At 65.9% G+C, this 20,009-nt stretch carries 18 protein-coding genes; 12 read left to right on the top strand and 6 right to left on the bottom strand.

The annotated features are described in order from the left end of the window. The first annotated feature begins 133 nt into the window (after positions 1–133). The 6 genes from ileS (at position 134) to arfB (ending at position 7,940) form a co-directional block, all read left to right on the top strand. Complete coding sequence (ileS, locus tag UNPF46_RS12490; RefSeq protein WP_142250218.1) at positions 134–3,133, top strand: isoleucine--tRNA ligase; 3,000 nt, start codon at positions 134–136, stop codon at positions 3,131–3,133. An 8-nt stretch (positions 3,134–3,141) separates the two neighbouring features. Next, positions 3,142–3,636, top strand: coding sequence for a signal peptidase II (gene lspA / locus UNPF46_RS12485; RefSeq protein ID WP_100178122.1), 495 nt, complete (start codon positions 3,142–3,144; stop codon positions 3,634–3,636). A gap of 96 nt (positions 3,637–3,732) precedes the next feature. Further along, the gene (locus UNPF46_RS12480; RefSeq protein WP_142250217.1) at positions 3,733–4,458 is read left to right on the top strand and encodes a hypothetical protein; all 726 of its coding nucleotides are present in this window, start codon (positions 3,733–3,735) and stop codon (positions 4,456–4,458) included. A 190-nt stretch (positions 4,459–4,648) separates the two neighbouring features. Beyond that, on the top strand, positions 4,649–6,046 hold the full coding sequence (locus tag UNPF46_RS12475) for a M16 family metallopeptidase (protein WP_430649770.1): 1,398 nt from the start codon (positions 4,649–4,651) through the stop codon (positions 6,044–6,046). After that, positions 6,043–7,407 carry a M16 family metallopeptidase gene (locus UNPF46_RS12470; RefSeq protein ID WP_181769905.1) on the top strand — a complete coding sequence of 455 codons (1,365 nt, stop codon included), beginning with the start codon at positions 6,043–6,045 and terminating at the stop codon, positions 7,405–7,407. The genes UNPF46_RS12475 and UNPF46_RS12470 overlap by 4 nt, the downstream gene beginning before the upstream one ends. A 116-nt stretch (positions 7,408–7,523) precedes the next feature. Continuing rightward, positions 7,524–7,940 (top strand): alternative ribosome rescue aminoacyl-tRNA hydrolase ArfB, encoded by a 417-nt coding sequence (gene arfB, locus UNPF46_RS12465; protein WP_142250215.1) that lies wholly within the window; start codon positions 7,524–7,526, stop codon positions 7,938–7,940. A 59-nt stretch (positions 7,941–7,999) separates the two neighbouring features. Here arfB and UNPF46_RS12460 read toward each other — a convergent pair whose 3' ends face one another. Continuing rightward, the gene (locus UNPF46_RS12460) at positions 8,000–8,305 is read right to left on the bottom strand and encodes a hypothetical protein (protein WP_142250214.1); all 306 of its coding nucleotides are present in this window, start codon (positions 8,303–8,305) and stop codon (positions 8,000–8,002) included. Positions 8,306–8,608: 303 nt separating this feature from the next. On the opposite strand from UNPF46_RS12460, the gene UNPF46_RS12455 reads away from it, so the two are divergent. From UNPF46_RS12455 to UNPF46_RS12440, 4 genes are read left to right on the top strand one after another with little or no spacing between them, the layout of a single operon-like run. Beyond that, entirely contained in the window at positions 8,609–8,995 is a 387-nt protein-coding gene (locus UNPF46_RS12455) for a c-type cytochrome (protein ID WP_142250213.1), read from the top strand. Beyond that, a complete protein-coding gene (locus UNPF46_RS12450) occupies positions 8,996–9,391 on the top strand; it encodes a VOC family protein (RefSeq protein WP_100176510.1) in 396 nt (131 codons plus the stop codon). Positions 9,392–9,421: 30 nt separating this feature from the next. After that, entirely contained in the window at positions 9,422–9,970 is a 549-nt protein-coding gene (locus tag UNPF46_RS12445) for a Twin-arginine translocation pathway signal (protein WP_100176509.1), read from the top strand. A gap of 30 nt (positions 9,971–10,000) precedes the next feature. Further along, positions 10,001–11,569 carry a GMC family oxidoreductase gene (locus UNPF46_RS12440; protein WP_142250212.1) on the top strand — a complete coding sequence of 523 codons (1,569 nt, stop codon included), beginning with the start codon at positions 10,001–10,003 and terminating at the stop codon, positions 11,567–11,569. A 224-nt stretch (positions 11,570–11,793) separates the two neighbouring features. Here the strand turns inward: UNPF46_RS12440 and UNPF46_RS12430 are convergent, their stop codons facing one another. Next, positions 11,794–12,102 carry a ribbon-helix-helix domain-containing protein gene (locus UNPF46_RS12430; RefSeq protein WP_100176506.1) on the bottom strand — a complete coding sequence of 103 codons (309 nt, stop codon included), beginning with the start codon at positions 12,100–12,102 and terminating at the stop codon, positions 11,794–11,796. 240 nt (positions 12,103–12,342) lie between these two features. Between UNPF46_RS12430 and mutL the strand changes: the two genes are divergently transcribed. After that, the gene (gene mutL, locus UNPF46_RS12425) at positions 12,343–14,157 is read left to right on the top strand and encodes a DNA mismatch repair endonuclease MutL (RefSeq protein WP_142250210.1); all 1,815 of its coding nucleotides are present in this window, start codon (positions 12,343–12,345) and stop codon (positions 14,155–14,157) included. A gap of 110 nt (positions 14,158–14,267) precedes the next feature. Here the strand turns inward: mutL and rsmD are convergent, their stop codons facing one another. Further along, positions 14,268–14,822 (bottom strand): 16S rRNA (guanine(966)-N(2))-methyltransferase RsmD, encoded by a 555-nt coding sequence (rsmD, locus tag UNPF46_RS12420; RefSeq protein ID WP_142250209.1) that lies wholly within the window; start codon positions 14,820–14,822, stop codon positions 14,268–14,270. 1 nt (position 14,823) lies between these two features. Next, positions 14,824–16,884, bottom strand: a complete 2,061-nt coding sequence (locus UNPF46_RS12415) for a pseudouridine synthase (protein ID WP_181769904.1) — start codon at positions 16,882–16,884, stop codon at positions 14,824–14,826. 119 nt (positions 16,885–17,003) lie between these two features. Here UNPF46_RS12415 and UNPF46_RS12410 point away from each other — a divergent pair, with 119 nt between their 5' ends. Beyond that, on the top strand, positions 17,004–17,462 hold the full coding sequence (locus UNPF46_RS12410) for a nucleoside deaminase (protein ID WP_100176502.1): 459 nt from the start codon (positions 17,004–17,006) through the stop codon (positions 17,460–17,462). Positions 17,463–17,557: 95 nt separating this feature from the next. Here UNPF46_RS12410 and UNPF46_RS12405 read toward each other — a convergent pair whose 3' ends face one another. After that, complete coding sequence (locus tag UNPF46_RS12405; protein ID WP_142250207.1) at positions 17,558–18,460, bottom strand: alpha/beta fold hydrolase; 903 nt, start codon at positions 18,458–18,460, stop codon at positions 17,558–17,560. A 187-nt stretch (positions 18,461–18,647) separates the two neighbouring features. Continuing rightward, the gene (gene purD, locus UNPF46_RS12400) at positions 18,648–19,931 is read right to left on the bottom strand and encodes a phosphoribosylamine--glycine ligase (protein ID WP_142250206.1); all 1,284 of its coding nucleotides are present in this window, start codon (positions 19,929–19,931) and stop codon (positions 18,648–18,650) included. Positions 19,932–20,009: the final 78 nt, after the last annotated feature.

Below are 20,009 nucleotides of genomic sequence, written 5' to 3'. Positions count from 1 at the left end.
CGGCGCATCATAGGGATTAGCGGCCCGGCTTCCGCCTGAGCTTACGGCTCGGCGCAAGACCGGGATTTTGTCGTTTCACCCCGCGATTCCGCATCGCCATCCGTTCCCGCGCCATTCCGAGCCAGTCAGCCCCATGTCCGAAAAGCCGCAAAAGTCCGACACCAAAGACTATTCGAAAACCCTGTTCCTGCCGCAGACCGAATTCCCGATGCGCGCCGGCCTGCCGCAGCGCGAGCCGGAAATCCTCAAGCGCTGGTACGAGATCGGCCTCTACGAGAAGCTCCGCCAAGCTGCGAAGGGCCGGGCCAAATTCGTACTGCATGACGGCCCGCCCTACGCCAACGGCAACATCCATATCGGCACGGCGCTGAACAAGATCCTGAAGGACCTCGTCACCAAGAGCCAGCAGATGCTCGGCTTCGATTCCAACTACGTGCCCGGCTGGGACTGTCACGGCCTGCCGATCGAGTGGAAGGTCGAGGAGGAGCACTATCGCAAGAAGGGCAAGCAGAAGCCCGATTTCCGCGACTCGACCGCGATGATCGATTTCCGGAAGGAATGCCGCGCCTACGCCACGCATTGGCTTGGCGTGCAACGCGAGGAGTTCAAGCGGCTCGGCGTCATCGGCGACTGGGATCATCCCTACGCCACCATGAGCTATCCGGCCGAAGCCCAGATCGCGCGCGAGCTGATGAAGTTCGCCGCCAACGGCACGCTCTACCGCGGCTCCAAGCCGGTGATGTGGAGCGTGGTCGAGAAGACCGCGCTGGCCGAAGCCGAGGTCGAGTACGAGGACTACACCTCCGATACGGTGTGGGTGAAATTCCCGGTCACCTCGCCCGCGCACGGCGCGCTCGCCGCCGCAAGCGTCGTGATCTGGACCACCACGCCCTGGACCCTGCCCGGCAACCGCGCCATCTCGTTCTCGCCGAAGATCGGCTATGGCCTGTACAAGGTGACGGACGCGCCCGCCGACAATTGGACCAAGACCGGCGATCTGCTGATCCTTGCCGACGCGCTGGCCGAAGAGGTCTTCAAGCAGGCGCGCGTGACGGCCTATGAGAAAGTGCGCGACATCCCGGGCGACACCATGGACGCGATCGAATGCGCCCATCCGCTCAAGGGGCTTGCCGGCGGCTACGACTTCATCGTGCCGCTCTTGCCCGGCGACCACGTCACCGACGACACCGGCACCGGCTTCGTGCACACCGCCCCCGGCCATGGCCGCGAGGACTTCGATGCCTGGATGGCGCAGGCGCGCGACCTCGATGCGCGCGGCATCAGCACGGCGATCCCCTATACCGTCGACGAGAATGGCGCCTATACCGATCATGCGCCCGGCTTTCCCGGCAAGCGCGTCATCAACGACAAGGGCGAGAAGGGCGATGCCAACGAGGCCGTGATCAAGGCGCTCGTCGAAAGAGGCATGCTGCTCGCGCGCGGCCGGCTCAAGCATCAATATCCGCATTCCTGGCGCTCCAAGAAGCCGGTGATCTTCCGCAACACGCCACAATGGTTCATCGCGATGGACAAGGATGTTGCGGTGAGCGGCAAGGCGAAGAGCGGCGACACGCTGCGCGCCCGCGCGCTGCACGCGATCTCGGTGACGCAATGGGTGCCGCCGTCGGGCGAGAACCGCATCAATGGCATGATCGAGGCGCGCCCCGACTGGGTGATCTCGCGCCAGCGCGCCTGGGGCGTGCCGATCGCCGTGTTCGTGCGCGAGAAGGGCGACGGCTCCGCCGAGATCCTGCAGGACGAGGCGGTGAACGCTCGCATCGGCGAAGCCTTCGAGCAGGAAGGCGCGGATGCCTGGTACGCGACGGGCGCCCGCGAGCGCTTCCTCGGCGCCCGCGCGAGCGAGGATTGGCAGAAGGTCGACGACATTCTCGACGTCTGGTTCGATTCCGGCTCGACGCACGCATTCGTGCTCGAAGACCCCGCGCATTTCCCGGGGCTGTCGGGCATCAAGCGCAAGGTCGACGGCGGCACCGACACCGTGATGTATCTGGAAGGTTCGGACCAGCATCGCGGCTGGTTCCACTCCTCGCTGCTGGAAAGCTGCGGCACGCGCGGCCGCGCGCCCTACGACATCGTGCTGACCCACGGCTTCACCCAGGCCGAGGACGGCCGCAAGATGTCGAAGTCGCTCGGCAACACCATCGAGCCGCAGTCCGTCATCAAGGAATCCGGCGCCGACATCCTCCGGCTCTGGGTCGCGTCCTGCGACTACACCGACGACCAGCGCATCGGCCCCGAGATCCTGAAGAACACGGTCGAGACCTACCGCAAGCTGCGCAACACCGTGCGCTGGATGCTCGGCACGCTGCATCATTACAAGCCGGCCGACGCGGTCGCGCCGGCCGAGATGCCCGAGCTCGAGCGGCTGATGCTGCATGAGCTCGCCGTACGCGCCGCCGCCGTCGACAAGGCCTATCGGGAGTTCGACTACAAGACCGTGGTCGCGACCCTCTCCGCCTTCCTCAACAGCGAGCTTTCGGCGTTCTACTTCGACATCCGCAAGGACACGCTGTACTGCGATCCGCCGTCGTCGCTGACGCGCAAGGCGGCGCTGACGACGATCGACCTGTTGTGCACCTCGGTCCTGAAATGGCTGGCGCCGATCCTCAGCTTCACCGCTGAGGAGGCCTGGCGCATGTATCGCCCCGACGCAGAACCGTCGGTGCATCTGACGCTGTTCCCGACCGATCTCGAAAGATTCCGCGACGACAAGCTTGCCGCGAAATGGGAAACGATCCGCAACGTCCGCCGCGTCGTCACCGGCGCGCTCGAGCTCGAACGCGCCGCCAAGAACATCGGCTCTTCGCTTGAGGCATCGCCGGTGATCTATGTCGCCGACCGGAATGTGCTGATGACGCTGTTCGACACCGACCTCGCCGAGATCTGCATCACCTCGAACTACGAGGTGCGTGAGGGTGAGGCGCCCGCGTCGGCGTTCCGTCTCGATGCCGTGCCCGGCGTCGCGGTGATCGTCGAGAAGGCAGTCGGCACCAAATGCGCCCGCTCCTGGAAGATCTCGCAGTTTGTCGGCGATGATCCTGAGTACCCCGACGTCACCCCGCGCGACGCACAGGCGCTGCGTGAGTGGAAGGCGTTGGGCGTGAGCGTCTGATCCCCGGCATGCCCCCTCTCCGCGCCGGCATCCTCGCAGCATTGGTCACCGTCCTGGCCGACCAGGCCTCGAAGCTGTGGCTGCTGAACGGGTTCGACCTTGCCCGGCGCGGCGCGGTGAAGGTGACGCCGTTCTTCGACCTGGTGCTGGCCTGGAATATCGGCATCAGCTTCGGCTGGCTGCAGAACGACAGCCAGGCGGCGCAGCTCGCGCTGATGGCGGTGAAGGCCGTTGCCGTGATCGCCCTGGCGATCTGGATGGCCCGCTCGCACACGCGGCTGGCTACGGTCGCGCTGGGCCTGATCATCGGCGGCGCCATCGGCAACGGCATCGACCGCCTGGCCTATGGCGCAGTGGTCGATTTCGCCCTGTTCCACATCGAGATCGGTGGAAATACCTATAATTGGTATGTGTTTAACCTCGCGGACGTGGCCATCGTTGCTGGGGTGGCGGGGCTGTTGTATGATTCCTTCCTGGGGGTACCCGCCGCAAAAGCGCCCTGATCCCGGCCGATACGGACCGGCAGGTGGAACCCATTTTTTGCGAGGGATTGGCCGCGTTTGAGCGGCAATCTGCCACAATATGGAACAGGTACGGTAATGCGCAGCTCGAAGACCAGCGGTTCGATGGTTCGAGACCCCCAATCGGGGTTCTGGCGGGCGTTGAAATTGTCTGCTGTCGCGCTCGGCATCGGTCTCGTCATGTCGGCCGGCGCGGCCCGCGCCGGTGACGACGACGATGAAGATGATGGCATGACCTTCGAAGAGAAGATCATCGACAATCTGATGTCCGGCATCGGCGCCAAGAGCATGGAGAAGAAAGGCATCGAATACCGGGAGCGCTCGCCGCTGGTCGTGCCGCCCAAGCTCGACCTGCCGCCGCCTGCGACCGAAGCCAAGGCTGTGCCCAACTGGCCCAAGGACCCCGAGGAAAAGCGCCGCAAGGAAGCCATCGCCGCGCGCAAGAAGGCGACCAAGGAAACCGAAAACTGGCAGGTCGCCCGTCCTTTGACTCCCGCCGAAATGAAGGCCGGCCAGGTCGCCGCAGCACCCCGGACCAGCAACGACCCGATCCAGCCGGGCACCAACGGCAATCCGTCGCTCAGCCCCGCCGAGCTCGGCTTCTCCGGCGGTCTGTGGAACATGATGAAGGGTGGCAACGCCACCGAAGAGAAGAAATTCACCAGCGAGCCGCCGCGCCAGTCGCTGGTCGAGCCGCCCCCGGGCTACCAGACGCCCTCGCCGAACTACGCCTATGGCGCCGGCCCGGACAAGACTCGCCGGACCTATTTCGACATCATGTCGGGCAAGGACAAGGAACAATAGCGTTCCTGTCCCTCGGAAGCGAACCCGCGCCGGCGTGTCATGCACGCCGGCCGCGTTCGATAAATTGCATATCAGTAACTTGCCACCGCGTTGAGTTCTCTGCTTCGTGACGCGAAGCCTCAGCCGCACGGTGTAGCATGCCGTGCCTTCCGAGCCGGACATCCGGACCTCGGCCCTTTTTAAAAGGATCATGATGTCCTCTTACCGATCGGCTGCCTGCCTCTTTGCCGCGCTGCTTTCGACCAGCATCCTCTTCTCGGCCGGCGCGGCCCTTGCCCAGACCACGGTCACATCGGCGCCGCCCGCCAGCTTCACGCTCAGCAACGGCATGCAGGTCGTGGTGATCCCGGACCACCGCACCCCCGTGGTCACCGAGATGATCTGGTACAAGGTCGGCTCGGCCGACGAGACGCCGGGCAAGTCCGGCCTCGCCCACTTCCTCGAACACCTGATGTTCAAGGGCACCTCGAAGCACCCGGCCGGCGAATTCTCCCAGACCGTGCTCCGCGTCGGCGGCAACGAGAATGCCTCGACCTCGGTCGACTACACCAACTACTACCAGCGCGTGCCGAAAGAGCAGCTGCCGACCATGATGGAGTTCGAGGCCGACCGCATGACCGGCCTCATTCTCAAGGACGAGAACGTGCTGCCCGAGCGCGACGTCGTGCTCGAAGAGTACAACATGCGCGTCGCCAACAATCCGGACGCGCGGCTGAACGAGCAGATCATGGCCGCGCTCTATCTCAATCATCCCTACGGCCGGCCGGTGATCGGCTGGCATCAGGAGATCGAGAAGCTCGATCGCGAGGACGCGCTCGCCTTCTACCGCCGCTTCTATGCGCCGAACAACGCGATCCTGGTGATCGCCGGCGATGTCGAGGCCGCCGACATCCGCCCGCTGGTCGAGCGCAATTTCGGCGCGATCCCGGCCCAGCCCGCGATTCCCGCCCGGCGTGTCCGCCCGCAGGAGCCGGAGCCCGCCGCCCCCCGCACCGTCACCCTGGCAGATCCGCGCGTCGAGCAGCCGAGCATGCGGCGCTATTATCTCGTGCCTTCGGCGACCACGGCTGCGGCCGGTGAGAGCGCCGCCCTCGACGTGCTGGCGCAGCTGATGGGCAGCGGCAGCAATTCCTATCTCTACCGCGCCCTCGTCGTCGACAAGCCGCTCGCGGTTTCCGCCAACGCCAGCTATTCCAGCATCTCGCTCGATCCGACCCAGTTCGCGATCTCGGCCTCGCCGAAGCCCGGCGTGAGCTTCGCAGAGGTCGAGCAGGCGGTCGACGGCGTCATCGCCAATGTCGCGCAGAACCCGATCCGCGCCGAGGATCTGGAGCGCGTGAAGACCCAGCTCATCGCAGAAGCGATCTACGCCCAGGACAACCAGACTGTGCTGGCGCGCTGGTATGGCGGCGCACTGACCACGGGCCTGTCGATCGAGGACATCAGGAGCTGGCCCGACCGCATCCGCGCGGTCACCGCCGAGCAGGTCCGCGCTGCAGCTCAAAAATGGCTCGAGAAGAAACGCTCGGTGACGGGCTATCTGATCAAGGACACCAGTGCCGCCAAGCGCGAGGAGAAGCGTTCGTGACCTATCCCTTCCTTCGACGCGTTGCATTCTCGCTTGCCGCCGGCGCTGCGCTTTCCCTCGCCGCCATCTCGCCCTCGCTCGCCGCCGCAAAGATCCAGCGCCTGGTCTCGCCCGGCGGCATCGAGGCCTGGTTCGTGCAGGACGCGACCGTTCCGCTGATCGCCATGGAATATTCCTTTGCCGGCGGCTCGGGCCAGGATCCCAAGGACAAGTCGGGCGTCGCCAATCTGGTCGGTGACCTTCTCGACGAAGGCTCCGGCGATCTCGATTCCAAGACCTTCCACGAGCGGCTCGACCGCCGCGCCATCGAGCTCTCCTTCAGCGCTTCCCGCGACACCTTCCGCGGCAGCCTGCGCATGCTGCGCGACAACAAGGACGAGGCCTTCGACTTGCTCAGAAGCGCACTGACCTCGCCGCATTTCGACCCCGCCGATGTCGAGCGCATCCGTTCGCAGGTGATCTCGGGCCTGCGCCGCGAGACCACCAATCCGACCTCGCTGGCGAGCCGCAAATTCCTGGAGGTCGCCTTCGGCGATCATCCTTACGGCCGGCAGACCAACGGCAACCTCGACAGCGTGCCGAGCATCACGATCGCCGACCTGAAGGACTATGTTGGCCGGGTGATCGCCAAGGACGGGCTGAAGATCGCCGTTGTCGGCGACGTCGATCCGGCGACCCTCGGCAAGCTGCTCGACCACACCTTCGGCAGCCTGCCCGCCAAGGCCAATCTGACGCCGGTCCCCGACGTCGACGCTGCAAAGCCGCCGCAGCGTGTCTTCGTGACGCTCGACGTGCCGCAGACCGTGATCACTTTCGGCGGCCCCGGCGTGAAGCGCAGCGACCCGAATTTCATGGCGGCCTATGTCGTCAACCACATTCTCGGCGGCGGCGGATTGTCCTCGCGGCTCTATCGCGAGGTCCGCGAGAAGCGCGGCCTTGCCTATTCGGTCTATGAAGCGCTGCTCTGGATGGAGCATTCGGCGATCTTCATCGGCAATACCGGCACCCGCGCCGACCGCGCCGGCGACACCATCGACGCCATCGACAAGGAAGTGCGCCGCATCGCCGAGGAGGGCCCGACGCAGAAGGAGCTCGACGAGGCCAAGTCCTACCTCAAGGGTTCGCAGATGCTGGCGCTCGACACCTCCTCGAAGCTGGCGCAGGCGCTGCTGCAGTACCAGCAGGACAAGCTGCCGATCGACTATATCGAGAGGCGCAATGCCATCGTCGATGCCGTGACGCTGGACGACGCCAAGGCCGCCGCCAAGCGGCTCTGGGGCCAGGGCCTGCTGACGGTCGTGGTCGGCCGCGCCCCGCAAGCGGCGGCGCAGCCCGCGCCACCGGCGACGAAGTCGAACTGACATCCCCAACGCCTACCGCGATGGCCGGGCTCAGCCCGGCCATTTGCGTTTCCACCCTGCACCATTGCCGAAATCGGACGTCCGCGATATGTCCGGACATCACATATGGTGCCATCATGCTGCGGATATCCCGCGATCTCGTCATCGACGAGGACGACATCGAGATCGGCTTTGTCCGCGCCTCCGGGCCGGGCGGGCAGAACGTCAACAAGGTCTCGACCTCGGCGCAGCTGCGATTCGACACGCGCAAGCTGACCCTGCCGGAGGATGCCGCGATCCGGCTCGCCCGCATCGCCGGCCAGCGCATGACCAAGGATGGCGTGATCGTGATCCACGCCCAGCGCTTCCGCACCCAGGAGCGCAACCGCCAGGACGCCATCGACCGGCTTGTCGAGATCCTGAGCGAGGCGATGATACGGCCGAAGCCACGGCGCGCGACACGGCCGACCTTTGGCTCCAAGCAGCGCCGGCTTGAGGGCAAGAAGCGCCGCAGCGACGTCAAGGCCGGACGCGGCCGGAGCTTCGACGATTAGCAGCTCAGCAAAAACTCCGGCCGCGGGGGCGACCGGAGTTCTGCAATGCCATCAGGCAGCTAGTAACGTTTGCCCGTAGCGCCGCCCGTCGCAGCGTCGTCGGCCGTTCCCTTGTGCGCAGCGCTGCCCGTGGTGACGACCGTGCCCTTGGTGCCTTTGGTCGGCTTCATGCCCGTCTTATCGCCTGCTGCGCCCGACTGAGCATTCATCTCCTCATCGCCGCTGCCCATCGTGCTGCCTTGCATGGGTTTGCTCTGCACGGTGCCGCCTGATTTCGCGGTGGGAGGCGCGCTTTGTGCGAGGACGGGTGTCGCGATGAGAGCCGACACGGCGCATGCGATCATCGAGGTCTTCACCAACTTCATCCATTTCTCCTGGATTGTTTCGCGACGAATGGCTCGGCGGCACGCTACGCCGCTCGTCTGCACCGGACCATTTGCATCACGTCGAAAATTCGAGCGGCGCGAACGCCATGCAATGCGCATCGTGTGGTGATCGTTTAGGGATTTGACGGCGGTTTCGCGGAATTGTGCTCCGCATATAAGGCGGTGCGGAACAACACGCGCCGTGAACATCTCTGCACGCAGCGAAACAGCCCGCTACTACCACCGCCCATCTGACGCCGCCTAGAGTTTGCGCGCGTTGATGTGGATGGGCGGCTGTTAACGATGCGGGTGATCGTGCTGGGATTGTGCACCGCGACGGTGCTGATGGCGCGGGTTGCCGACGCGCAAATGCCTTTGCCGGCAGCAAGGCCGCCGGATGGTGCGACACTCTTCAAGCAGCAATGCGCGGTTTGCCACACCACAAGCCTGTCGGAGCCGATGCGGCAGGGGCCGCCGCTGGTCGAGGTCGTGGGCCGGCCCGCCGGCAAGATAGACGGCTTTCGTTACTCGGACAGCTTGGCGAGGGCCGAGTTCGCCTGGGACGAAGCTCGGCTCGACGCCTGGCTGACCAATCCGCAAGCCGTCATTCCCGGCGTGGTCATGGCCTACCGGCAGGCCAAGCCCGAGACGCGCGCCGCCATCATCACCTACCTCAAGGAGCTGAATTGAATGGCAAAGCCCGTTCATTCCATGATCCGCGTGCTCGACGAGGCACGCTCGCTCGATTTCTACAAGCGTGCCTTCGGCCTCGAAGTCGCCGACCATCTGAAATTCGCGGACTTCGCCCTGATCTATCTGCGTCACCCCTCCTCACCTTTCGAGGTCGAGCTCACCGTGAATTTCGACCGCAAGGAGCCGTATGCGCTCGGCGACGGCTATGGCCATCTCGCCGTGGTGGTCGAGGATCTCGATGCCGAGCACGGCCGCTTCGAGCGCGAGAAGCTCGCACCGGGGCCCTTGCGCGACTTCAAGCACGAGGGCCGAACGCTGGCGCGCTTCTTCTTCGTCAGCGATCCCGACGGCTACAAGATCGAGGTGATCCAGCGGGGCGGACGTTTCAACTAGACCAAATCAAGAAATCCACGGAGGAATGCCATGAGAGAAGTCGATCGTCGAAGCAAGCACAGCCGCCGCGTCTTTCTCAAGGGCGCGGCCACCGCCGTGCCGGTTGTGGCTGTCGCGACCAGCGTCACTGTGAGCATCGAGGATGCCTGGGCCGATGACGCCACCGCGCTCTCGCCCGCAACGATGAAGACGCTGCTGAAGGTCGCGCGCGACATCTATCCGCACGACGTGCTCGGCGACAGCTATTACATCACCGCGATCAAGCCGTGGGACGGCAAGGCGGCCAAAGACCCCGCGGTCAAATCGCTGATCAGCGACGGCATCACGCGGCTCGATCAGAACGCGCGGGACCGCCACAAGGTGGCATACGCCGAAGTGCCCTGGGAAGCCGACCGCGTCGTGCTGCTGAAGGAGATCGAGCAAAACGACTTCTTCCAGAAGGTGCGCGGCGACCTCATCGTCTCGCTCTACAACCAGAAAGAGGTCTGGCCGCGGTTCGGCTACGAGGGCTCCTCGGCCGAGCACGGCGGCTACATCAACCGCGGCTTCGCCGATATCGACTGGCTGCCGAAGGCTTGAGATTCACCCCAACGGTTCAGGAGAACGCATATGGCAAAATTCGATCTGAACGATTCCAGCGTTGTGGTGATCGTCGGCTCCGGTGCCGGCGGCGGCACGCTGGGCAACGAGCTCGCGCAGAAGGGCGTCAAGGTGGTCATCCTCGAAGCAGGTCCCCGCATCGAGAACCACGACTTCGTCAACGACGAGTGGGAGAGCTTTTCGCAGCTCGCCTGGACCGATGCCCGCACCACATCGGGGACTTGGCGCGTCGCCAAGGATTTCTCGGGACTGCCTGCCTGGATCGTCAAGGCGGTCGGCGGCTCGACAACGCATTGGGCCGGCGCCTCGCTGCGCTTCGACGAGCACGAGTTCAAGGTCAAGAGCACCTACGGCAACATTCCCGGCGCCAACCTCCTGGACTGGCCGGTGACGCTTGCCGAGATGGAGCCGTGGTACGCCAAGGCCGAGGACAAGATGGGCGTGACCCGCACCAACGGCATTCCCGGACTTCCCGGCAACAACAATTTCAAGGTGCTGGAGGCCGGCGCAAAGAAGCTCGGCTACAAGACGGTGCACACCGGCAACATGGCAATCAACAGCCAGCCGCGCGACGGGCGCGGCTCCTGCCAGCAGATCGGATTCTGCTTCCAGGGCTGCAAATCCGGCGCGAAATGGTCGACGCTCTACACCGAGATCCCCAAAGGCGAGGCGACCGGCAATCTCGAAGTGCGGCCGGACAGCATGGCGGTCAAGATCGAGCATGATGCCGGCGGCAAGGTCACCGGCGTCGTCTATGCCGACGGGACCGGCGCCATGCAGCGCCAGAAGGCGCGCATCGTCGCGGTCGCCGGCAACTCGATCGAGAGCCCGCGGCTGCTGCTCAACAGCGCCTCGACCATGTTCCCCGACGGCCTCGGCAATTCATCGGGACAGGTCGGCCGCAACTACATGCGGCACATGACCGGCAGCGTCTACGCGGTGTTCGAGAAATCGGTGCACATGTATCGCGGCACCACCATGGCCGGCATCATCCGTGACGAGGCCGCCAACAATCCGAAGCGCGGCTTCGTCGGCGGCTACGAGATGGAGACGCTGTCGATCGGCCTGCCCTTCATGGCGGCATTCCTCAATCCCGGCGCCTGGGGCCGCTCGTTCACGTCAGCGCTCGACGGCTATCCCCGGATGGCCGGCATGTGGCTGGTCGGCGAGGACATGCCGCAGGAGACCAACCGCATCACGCTGGATCCCGTCGTGAAGGACAAGCACGGTCAGCCGGTCGCGAGCGTGCATTTCGACGATCATCCCAACGACCTTGCGATGCGCGCCCACGCCTACAAGCAGGGCGCGGCGGTCTACGACGCCGTCGGCGCCACCGTGACCTATCCGACCCCGCCCTATCCGAGCACGCACAATCTCGGCACCAACAGGATGAGCGAGAAGCCGCGGGATGGCGTCGTCAACAAGTTCGGGCAGAGCCACGACGTCAAGAACCTGTTCGTCTCCGACGGCAGCCAGTTCACCAGCGGCGCTGCCTGCAACCCGACCCTGACCATCGTCGCGCTGGCGATCCGGCAGGCGGACTACATTGCCGGGGCGATGCAGAAGAGGGAGATTTGACTGCGCGCCGTTCTCTCCCCGTCATTGCGAGCGAAGCGAAGCAATCCAGACTGCCGACTCGGAAAGACTCTGGATTGCTTCGTCGCAAGAGCTCCTCGCAATGACGGCGGAGGGAGTCTCGTAGCCCGGGTGGAGCGCAGCGCAATCCGGGGCCGCTGTTGCTTGCGGCACGAATCCCGGATTTCGCTGCGCTCCATCCGGGCTACGCAACTTTGTCGGGACGACTACTCAGCCGCATCGAGGATGGGCGCCTTGAACTCCTGCACCGACGCCATCGTCTTCGAGCGATAGATCAGGCACGAGCATCGCAGCAGCGAAGCGAAATTGTTGACCTCGCCGTGGTGGTCGAGCACCTCGTTGTAGAGCGTGGTCAGGAACTTGCCGAGGCTCATGCTCTCCTTGGCGGCAATTTCCTCCAGCGTGTCCCAGAACGCCATTTCGAGCCGGATCGAGGTGCAATGACCGTCGATCCGCAAGGAGCGGGTCTGGGATTCGTAGTCGCGTTGGGGCTGGTGCGCGAAGAGATGGCACATGGCGTCCTCCCGTCCTGTTGCCGTTTTTTCACGATGCTACACCGCGGCCAGGCACCTCACAATCAGGACGGTATCCGAACCTCGCTCCATCCCGGCTGCGCGATTTTCTCGAACGCCCAATGTCTTCAATGTGATAGGTAGCCCTCTTCCCCAGGCGGCCAGACGGCTGTTGCCCAACACATGCTTTTGACGCAACACGGCCTAGAATAGCGCTGTCCGCGAATCCAGATCGAACGCCTCATGCCCGTCCGCCAGCTCCCAGAACAGGTCGTCAACCGCATCGCCGCCGGCGAGGTGGTCGAACGCCCGGCGAGCGTGGTGAAGGAGCTGGTCGAGAACGCCATCGATGCCGGCGCGAGCCGAATCGACGTCTTCACCGATGGCGGCGGGCGGCGGCGCATCGGCATCACCGACGACGGCAGCGGCATGACCGCGAAGGACCTCGCGCTCGCGGTGGAGCGCCATGCCACCTCCAAGCTCGACGACGAGGATCTGCTCCAGATCCGCACCCTCGGGTTCCGCGGCGAGGCGCTGCCCTCGATCGGCTCGGTGGCACGCCTCTCCATCACCACCCGCCATGCCGGCGAGCCGCACGCCTGGGCGCTCAGCGTCGAGGGCGGCGAGAAATCCGAGATCATGCCGGCGGCGCTGGCGCATGGCACCCGCGTCGAGGTCAACGACCTCTTCTACGCAACGCCGGCGCGGCTGAAGTTCCTCAAGACCGACCGCACCGAGGCGGAAGCCATCCGCGAGGTGGTCCGGCGTCTCGCCATGGCGCGGCCCGACATCGCCTTCACACTGGCCGGCGAGGAGCGCGCGCCGGTGACCTGGGCCGCGGCGCTGCCCGGCGCCGCCGGACGGCTGACCCGGCTCGGCGACATCCTCGGCGCGGAATTCCGCAGCCACGCCATCGAGGTCCATGCCGAGCGCGAGGGCGTCGTCGTCGCCGGCTACGCTGCCGCGCCCGCGCTGACCAAGGCCAACGCGCTCGGGCAATATCTCTTCGTCAACGGCCGCCCGGTGCGCGACAAGCTGATCCTTGGCGCGGTGCGCGCGGCCTATTCCGACTATCTGCCGCGCGACCGCCATCCGGTGCTGGCGCTGTTCGTCGCGCTTGATCCGCGCGAGGTCGACGCCAACGTGCACCCGGCCAAGACCGAGGTGCGCTTCCGCAATGCCGGTCTCGTCCGCGCGTTGATCGTGCACGGATTGAAGGAAGCCCTCGCACGCGAGGGCCGCCGCACCGCCGCCAACAGCGGCGAGAGCGCATTGTCCGCGTTCCGGCCCGCGTTCACGCCGCAACGCCCGGCGAGCTGGGACTGGCGCGCCTCGCCAGCCGCCCCCGCTGCGCCGATGCCGTCATTCGACGGCGCGGCCGCACCTGTATTCGCCGAGCGCGCGCAAGCCGCGTTCGATGTCGGTGCCCCCAGCGCGGACGTGCGGATCGAGACGCAGCCCGCGAGTGATCTCGTCGATCGCCCGCTCGGCGCGGCGCGCACGCAGATCCACGAGACCTATATCGTCTCGCAGACCCGCGACGGCCTCATCATCGTCGATCAGCACGCCGCGCATGAGCGCATCGTCTACGAGCGGCTGAAGGCCTCGCTGGCCGAAAACGGCGTGCAGCGGCAGATCCTGTTGATCCCCGAAATCGTCGAGATGGACGAGGCGACGGTGGAACGCCTGCTGGAGCGCAGCGAGGAGCTGGCTTCGTTCGGCCTCGTCATCGAATCCTTCGGCCCCGGCGCGGTCGCGGTGCGCGAGACGCCGTCGCTGCTCGGCAAGACCAATGCCGGCGGCCTCTTGCGCGATCTCTCCGAGCACATGGCCGAGTGGGACGAGGCGCTGCCGCTGGAGCGCCGCCTGATGCACGTCGCCGCGACCATGGCCTGCCACGGCTCGGTGCGCGCCGGCCGCAGGCTGCGCCCTGAAGAGATGAACGCCCTGCTCCGCGAGATGGAGGAGACGCCGAATTCCGGCCAGTGCAATCACGGCCGGCCGACCTATGTCGAGCTGAAGCTGTCGGATGTGGAGAAGCTGTTCGGGCGGCGGTAGCGAATTCGTAGGGTGGGTTAGCGAAGCGTAACCCACCTCTTTTGTTTCCGCGGAAAAAGACAGCGGTGGGTTACGCCTTCGGCTAACCCACCCTACGCACCGATACGAAGCTACGGCTTCCTCAGAAACACGAACTCCGTGTCGTCATACGCCCGCCGCTCCAATTCCTCGAAGCCATCCGGCGTCACGAACTGCGCGGCCTTCGCCTCTTCCACCACCAGCAACGCGCCTGGTGTCAGCCAGCCGCCATCGCGCAAGGACGCCAGCGCCTTCTCCGCAAAGCCCTTGCCGTAGGGCGGATCGAGGAACACGAGCGAGAACGGCTCGACGGGATGCGCGGGCCCGAGATCGGTCGCATCGCGGCGATAGACTTTCGTGACGCCGCCGAGGCCGAGCGACTCGACGTTGTTGCGCAGCAGCGCGCGCGCTTCCGCGCCATTGTCCACGAACAGCACGAACTTCGCGCCGCGGGAGGATGCCTCGATGCCGAGCGCGCCGGTGCCGGCGAAGAGATCGAGCACGCGCGCGTCCAGAATCGGATCGCCATAGGCGTGCACGAGGATGTTGAACACGGATTCGCGCAAGCGGTCCGCCGTAGGGCGGATGTCACGCGAGGACGGTGAGGCGAGATTACGCCCCTTCAAGCGACCGCCGACGACGCGCAACCTAGTCCTCCTTCGGCGTCAGGTCGCGCTTGCCGTGATAGCCGCGCTTGGGACGGCGCGGCGGGCCGTAGCCGCTCGCCTCTTCCTCGTTGCGTTCGCGCGCCTCCTCGCTGCCGGTGCGCTGCACCAGCACGCGGCGGCCCTTGCGGTCGTTGATCACGGCGCGCTTGCTGACAGGCTTTTTCTCGCTCGGCGCGTCGTCGACGCGCGCGCCCGACTTCGCGGGCACGTCGAACTGCGCCCCCGACTTCTCGATGATCTTCTCGCCGAGCTGATCGCGCAGCACGCGCGAACGGATCTCCTCGACCTGGCCTTCGGGGACCTCACCGAGCTGGAACGGGCCGTAGGAGACGCGGATCAGCCGGTTCACCTCGAGGCCGAGATGGGCGCAGACGTTGCGCACCTCGCGGTTCTTGCCTTCGCGGATCGCGAACACCAGCCAGACATTGGCACCCTGATCGCGCTCCAGCGTCGCGTCGATCGGACCGTATTTGACGCCCTCGATCTCGATGCCACCCTTGAGCTCGTCGAGCTGCGCCTGCGTGACGTCGCCATGGGCGCGGACGCGGTAGCGGCGCAGCCAGCCCGTGTCGGGCAGCTCGAGCGTGCGCGCCAGCCCGCCATCATTGGTGAGCAGCAACAGGCCCTCGGTGTTGAAGTCGAGCCGGCCGACGCTGATCAGGCGCGGCAGCCCTTCGGGCAGATTGTCGAACACGGTCGGACGACCCTCGGGGTCGTCATGCGTCGTCATCAGCCCGCGCGGCTTGTGATAGAGGAACAGCCGCGTGCGCTCGCGCTCGGGCAACGGCTTGCCGTCGACCAGGACGACGTCGTTCTTGGTGATGTCGAGCGCCGGCGAATTGATGACACGGCCGTTGACGGTGACGCGGCCCTGCGTGACCATCTCCTCGGCGTCGCGGCGCGAGGCAAGGCCCGCCCGCGCCAGCACCTTGGCGATACGCTCGCCGGCCTTCTTCGGCTTCGGCGGCTCTTCCTCCCGGCGCGGACGGCGGTCGAAATCACGCTCGCGTTCGCGATAGGCGCCGCGGCCGCCGAAGGCCGGGCGCTTCTCGAAAATCCTGCTCTCATCCTCGTTGTCGCGGCGCGGACGATCGCCGCTACGGCCCTCGCTGCGCGGATGCTCGTGCCAGTCGGAACGCCCCTCGGAGCGCTCGCGCGGGCGTTCGAATTTCGGGCGGTCACGGAACGGACGATCACCCGACGGCCGATCATCGCGCGCGCGCGAGAAGCGCGGACGATCCTCGCCGCCGCCTTCGCGCTTCTGCCACGGCTTGTCTGCGCCGCGGTCGCGGCCGCCAAAATCCTTGCGCGGGCCGCGATCCCCACGGTCGCGATCCGGTGCACCACGCGAAAATTTCCGCTCACCGTCGAACTTGCGCTCCGGGCGCTCGCCGCGCGGCGCACGATCGCCGCGATCGAAATTCGGGCGGTCGCCACGCGGCTTGAAGCTGCGCTCGCCGCGATCCTCGCGCGGGCCGCGATCCCGATCCGGTCCGCCACGCGAAAACTTGCGCTCGCCGTCGAACTTGCGCTCCGGACGGTCGCCGCGCGGCGCATAGGGCCGCTTCTCGCCGAACTTCCTCTCACCGCCGGACCGGCTGGCCGGCCGCGAGTCATCGCGATCCCTACGCGGCGGACGGTCGTCACGGCTGAAGGACGGGCGATCGCCACGCGGCTTGAACGGCCGCTTCTCGCCGTCGCGCGAGGAGCGATCGGAGAACGGACGGTCGCCACGCGGCTTGAAGCTGCGCTCGCCGCGGCCTTCGCCACCACGCTCGTCGCGCTTGAAGCGCGGACGATCACTGAAATCGCGCCGCGGGGCATCGCCCTCTTCGCGGCGGCGGAACGGACGATCACCGCGGTCGGCGCGAGGCGGGCGGCTATTGCGATCGCCTCTCGCCTCACTCTTGCCCTCGAAGCCGCGCTTGGCGAATTTCTTCTCGGGGCCGCGCGCCTTGCCGCTGCGGCCGCCTTTTGACGGTCCTCGGGCCGGGCCTCGCCGGCCGCGGGAATCGTTGTCTTTGTCGCTGTCGCGAGGCATGGGTAATCTCACTCAGGGGATGGCCAAAAAGCATTGTGCGCGCTCATTCGGAGCCGCATGCTCAGGCAAGATCGGTAAGCACTTCTGCTGAAGGCGCAGCTACTAGCAGGTTTCTTCGGATGATACGAGGCTTGAAAGCCCCCTCTTTCATGGATTTGGCGCTCAAAACGGCCGAAAACGCCGGAAAATCGGGCGAAGTGCCGATCGGATGCGTCATCGTCCGCAACTACGAGGTCATCGCCACCGCCGCCAACCGGACGCTGACCGACCACGACCCCACCGGCCATGCCGAAATCGTGGCGCTGCGCGAGGCGGCCAGCAAGATCGGCAGCGAGCGCCTGATCGACTGCGACCTCTACGTGACGCTCGAGCCCTGCACCATGTGTGCGGGCGCGATCTCCTTTGCAAGGGTGAGGCGGCTCTATTACGGCGCCGCCGACCCCAAGGGCGGCGCGGTGGAATCAGGCGTGCGCTTCTTTGCCTCGCCGACCTGCCACCACGCCCCGGACGTCTATTCCGGCGTCGGCGAGAGCGAGGCGGCGCGGCTGCTGAAGGAGTTCTTTCGGGAGCGGCGGTAGCTCGTAGCCCGGATGGAGCGAAGCGCAATCCGGGGCGGTGTCGCGGCGTTGGCAAAACCCGGATTACGCTTCGCTTCATCCGGGCTACAAGAGTCTCACCCTGCGAAGAACTCGCGCAACGCCTTCGCGGTGACCTCCGGATTCTCCTCGGTGAGGAAGTGGCCGGACTCCACCGGCATGCCCTCCACGTTGGTCGCCCATTGCTTCCAGGTGTCGAGCGGCGTTGCGGCGGCCTGGGCGATGCCGGCATTGCCCCACAGCGCCAGCATCGGCACGGTGATCTTCTTGCCGGCCTCGAAATCGGCCTTGTCGACGTCGTAGTCGAAAGTGGCGCCGGCGCGGTAATCCTCGCACATCGCATGGATGCGGGCGGGATCGCGGAACGGGGCGAGGTAGTGCTCGAGCGCGCGCTTGTCGATGGCGTCCAGCGTCTTCGATTTGGTCTGGCTCGCCATCTTGAAGCGCAGGAAGAACTCGCCCTGCCCTGCGATCAGCGTCTCCGGCAGCGGCGCGGGCTGGGCCAGGAAGGTCCAGTGCCAGATCTTCAAGCTGTAGGCGCGGTTCATCCGCTCCCAGTAATTATAGGTCGGCAGGATATCGAGCACCGCGAGCTTGGAGAGCCGGCCGGGATGGTCGAGCGCCAGCCGATACGATACGCGGCCGCCGCGGTCGTGGCCGGCTAGCGCGAAGTGCACGTGGCCGAGCCGCTCCATCATTTCGACCATGGCTTTCGCCATCGCGCGCTTGCTGTAGGGGATGTGCAACGCATCGCTCTCGGGCATGTCGGACCAGCCATAGCCCGGCAGGTCGGCGATGATCAGCGTGAACTTGTCGGCCAGTTGCGGCGCCACGCGGTGCCACATCACGTGGGTCTCGGAGAAGCCGTGCAGGAGCAGCAGCGGCGGTCCGCTGCCGCCGACGCGGGCGAAGACGCGGCCGAACGAGGTATCGATCCATTCGGAGCGAAAGCCCGGATAGAGGTCGGCGAGATCGGACATCTTGTTGCATCCTTGAAGGGCAGTCGGGCCGGTCCCCGACATCTAATTTTGCGAAAACAACCCCATGCACAGTACCGGTATCATCATCGGGGTCACTAAGCCCAACGACTTACACCACATTCTGGCGAGCACATGTGGCGAACCGGTGACGATGACCGCGCCCGAGCCGGCTCCGGACGAGCCCCCGTCAGCCCCTGGCCTTCTCGGCCTCGACCGCCTGCCAGCCGATGTCGCGGCGGCAGAAACCTTCCGGCCATTTGATGCGGTCGACGGCCTGGTAGGCGCGGGCCTGCGCTTCCGTCACGGTCGCCCCGAGCGCGCAGACATTGAGCACGCGGCCGCCATTGGCGAGGATCGCGCCGTCCTTCGCAACCGTGCCGGCGTGGAAGATCTCGACATTGTCCACCTTGGCGGCCTCATCGAGCCCCTCGATGCGCGTCCCTTTCTGGTAGTCGCCGGGATAGCCCTTGGCCGCCATCACCACGGTGATCGCGGCTTCCTTGTGCCAGCGCAGGTCGAAATTCTTCAGCTGCCCGTCGCAGGCGGCGAGCAGCGCCGGCACGATGTCGCTCATCATGCGCAGCATCAGCACCTGGCATTCGGGGTCGCCGAAGCGGACGTTGAACTCGAACAGCTTTGGGCCCTGCGTCGTCAGCATGATGCCGGCATAGAGAATGCCGCGGAACGGCGTGCCGCGCTGCTTCATGCCCGCGACCGTCGGCAGGATGATCTTGGCCATGATCGCGTCGTGGACGGCAGGCGTCACCAGCGGCGTCGGCGAATAGGCGCCCATGCCGCCGGTGTTCGGCCCGACATCGTGGTCGAACACGCGCTTGTGGTCCTGCGCGGAGGCCAGCGGAATGGCGGTCTCGCCGTCGCACAGCGCGAAGAAGCTGATCTCGCGGCCGGGCAAGAATTCCTCGATCACGACCTCAGCGCCGGCCTCGCCGAAGGCGCCCTCGAACATCATGGCGATGGCGTCCTCCGCCTCGCGCACGGTCTTGGCCACGACGACGCCCTTGCCGGCGGCGAGCCCGTCGGCCTTCACCACGATCGGCGCGCCCTGGCTCTGCACATAGGCGCGCGCGTCATTGGCATTGGTGAAACGCTTATAGGCCCCGGTCGGAATGCCGAACTCGGTGCACAGCGCCTTGGTGAACCCCTTGGAGCTTTCGAGCTGGGCGGGGATCTTGTTCGGCCCGAACGCCTTGATGCCGGCGGCGGTGAGATCATCGACGATGCCGGCCGCCAGCGGCGTCTCCGGCCCGACCACCACCAGCTCGACCTTGTTCTGCTTGCAGAAGGCGATCACCGCGGCGTGGTCGGCGACATCGAGCGCCACGCATTCGGCCTCCTTCGCGATGCCGGCATTGCCGGGCGCGCACCAGAATTTGGTCACCAGGGGAGAGGCCGCGATCTTCCAAGCCAGAGCATGTTCGCGGCCGCCGGAACCGAGGAGGAGAATGTGCATCGAGGGCTCGGAAATGAGGGGTTTTACTGGGGCGGAGGTCGCACGAATCGGGGTGGGGCTCAAGGGGGGCTGGCGGCA

Source organism: Bradyrhizobium sp. UNPF46, from assembly GCF_006658625.1.
GTDB classification, from domain to species: Bacteria; Pseudomonadota; Alphaproteobacteria; order Rhizobiales; family Xanthobacteraceae; genus Bradyrhizobium; species Bradyrhizobium nitroreducens.
This window is presented reverse-complemented; position numbering and strand designations above follow the sequence as displayed.

Bases quoted from the DNA above. Each gene is read 5' to 3' on its own strand.
- ileS (WP_142250218.1), top strand. From the start codon at position 134: ATGTCCGAAAAGCCGCAAAAGTCCGACACCAAAGACTATTCGAAAACC.
- lspA (WP_100178122.1), top strand. From the start codon at position 3,142: ATGCCCCCTCTCCGCGCCGGCATCCTCGCAGCATTGGTCACCGTCCTG.
- UNPF46_RS12480 (WP_142250217.1), top strand. From the start codon at position 3,733: ATGCGCAGCTCGAAGACCAGCGGTTCGATGGTTCGAGACCCCCAATCG.
- UNPF46_RS12475 (WP_430649770.1), top strand. From the start codon at position 4,649: ATGATGTCCTCTTACCGATCGGCTGCCTGCCTCTTTGCCGCGCTGCTT.
- arfB (WP_142250215.1), top strand. From the start codon at position 7,524: ATGCTGCGGATATCCCGCGATCTCGTCATCGACGAGGACGACATCGAG.
- UNPF46_RS12460 (WP_142250214.1), bottom strand. From the start codon at position 8,305: ATGAAGTTGGTGAAGACCTCGATGATCGCATGCGCCGTGTCGGCTCTC.
- UNPF46_RS12455 (WP_142250213.1), top strand. From the start codon at position 8,609: ATGCGGGTGATCGTGCTGGGATTGTGCACCGCGACGGTGCTGATGGCG.
- UNPF46_RS12450 (WP_100176510.1), top strand. From the start codon at position 8,996: ATGGCAAAGCCCGTTCATTCCATGATCCGCGTGCTCGACGAGGCACGC.
- UNPF46_RS12445 (WP_100176509.1), top strand. From the start codon at position 9,422: ATGAGAGAAGTCGATCGTCGAAGCAAGCACAGCCGCCGCGTCTTTCTC.
- UNPF46_RS12440 (WP_142250212.1), top strand. From the start codon at position 10,001: ATGGCAAAATTCGATCTGAACGATTCCAGCGTTGTGGTGATCGTCGGC.
- UNPF46_RS12430 (WP_100176506.1), bottom strand. From the start codon at position 12,102: ATGTGCCATCTCTTCGCGCACCAGCCCCAACGCGACTACGAATCCCAG.
- mutL (WP_142250210.1), top strand. From the start codon at position 12,343: ATGCCCGTCCGCCAGCTCCCAGAACAGGTCGTCAACCGCATCGCCGCC.
- UNPF46_RS12415 (WP_181769904.1), bottom strand. From the start codon at position 16,884: ATGCCTCGCGACAGCGACAAAGACAACGATTCCCGCGGCCGGCGAGGC.
- UNPF46_RS12410 (WP_100176502.1), top strand. From the start codon at position 17,004: ATGATACGAGGCTTGAAAGCCCCCTCTTTCATGGATTTGGCGCTCAAA.
- UNPF46_RS12405 (WP_142250207.1), bottom strand. From the start codon at position 18,460: ATGTCCGATCTCGCCGACCTCTATCCGGGCTTTCGCTCCGAATGGATC.
- purD (WP_142250206.1), bottom strand. From the start codon at position 19,931: ATGCACATTCTCCTCCTCGGTTCCGGCGGCCGCGAACATGCTCTGGCT.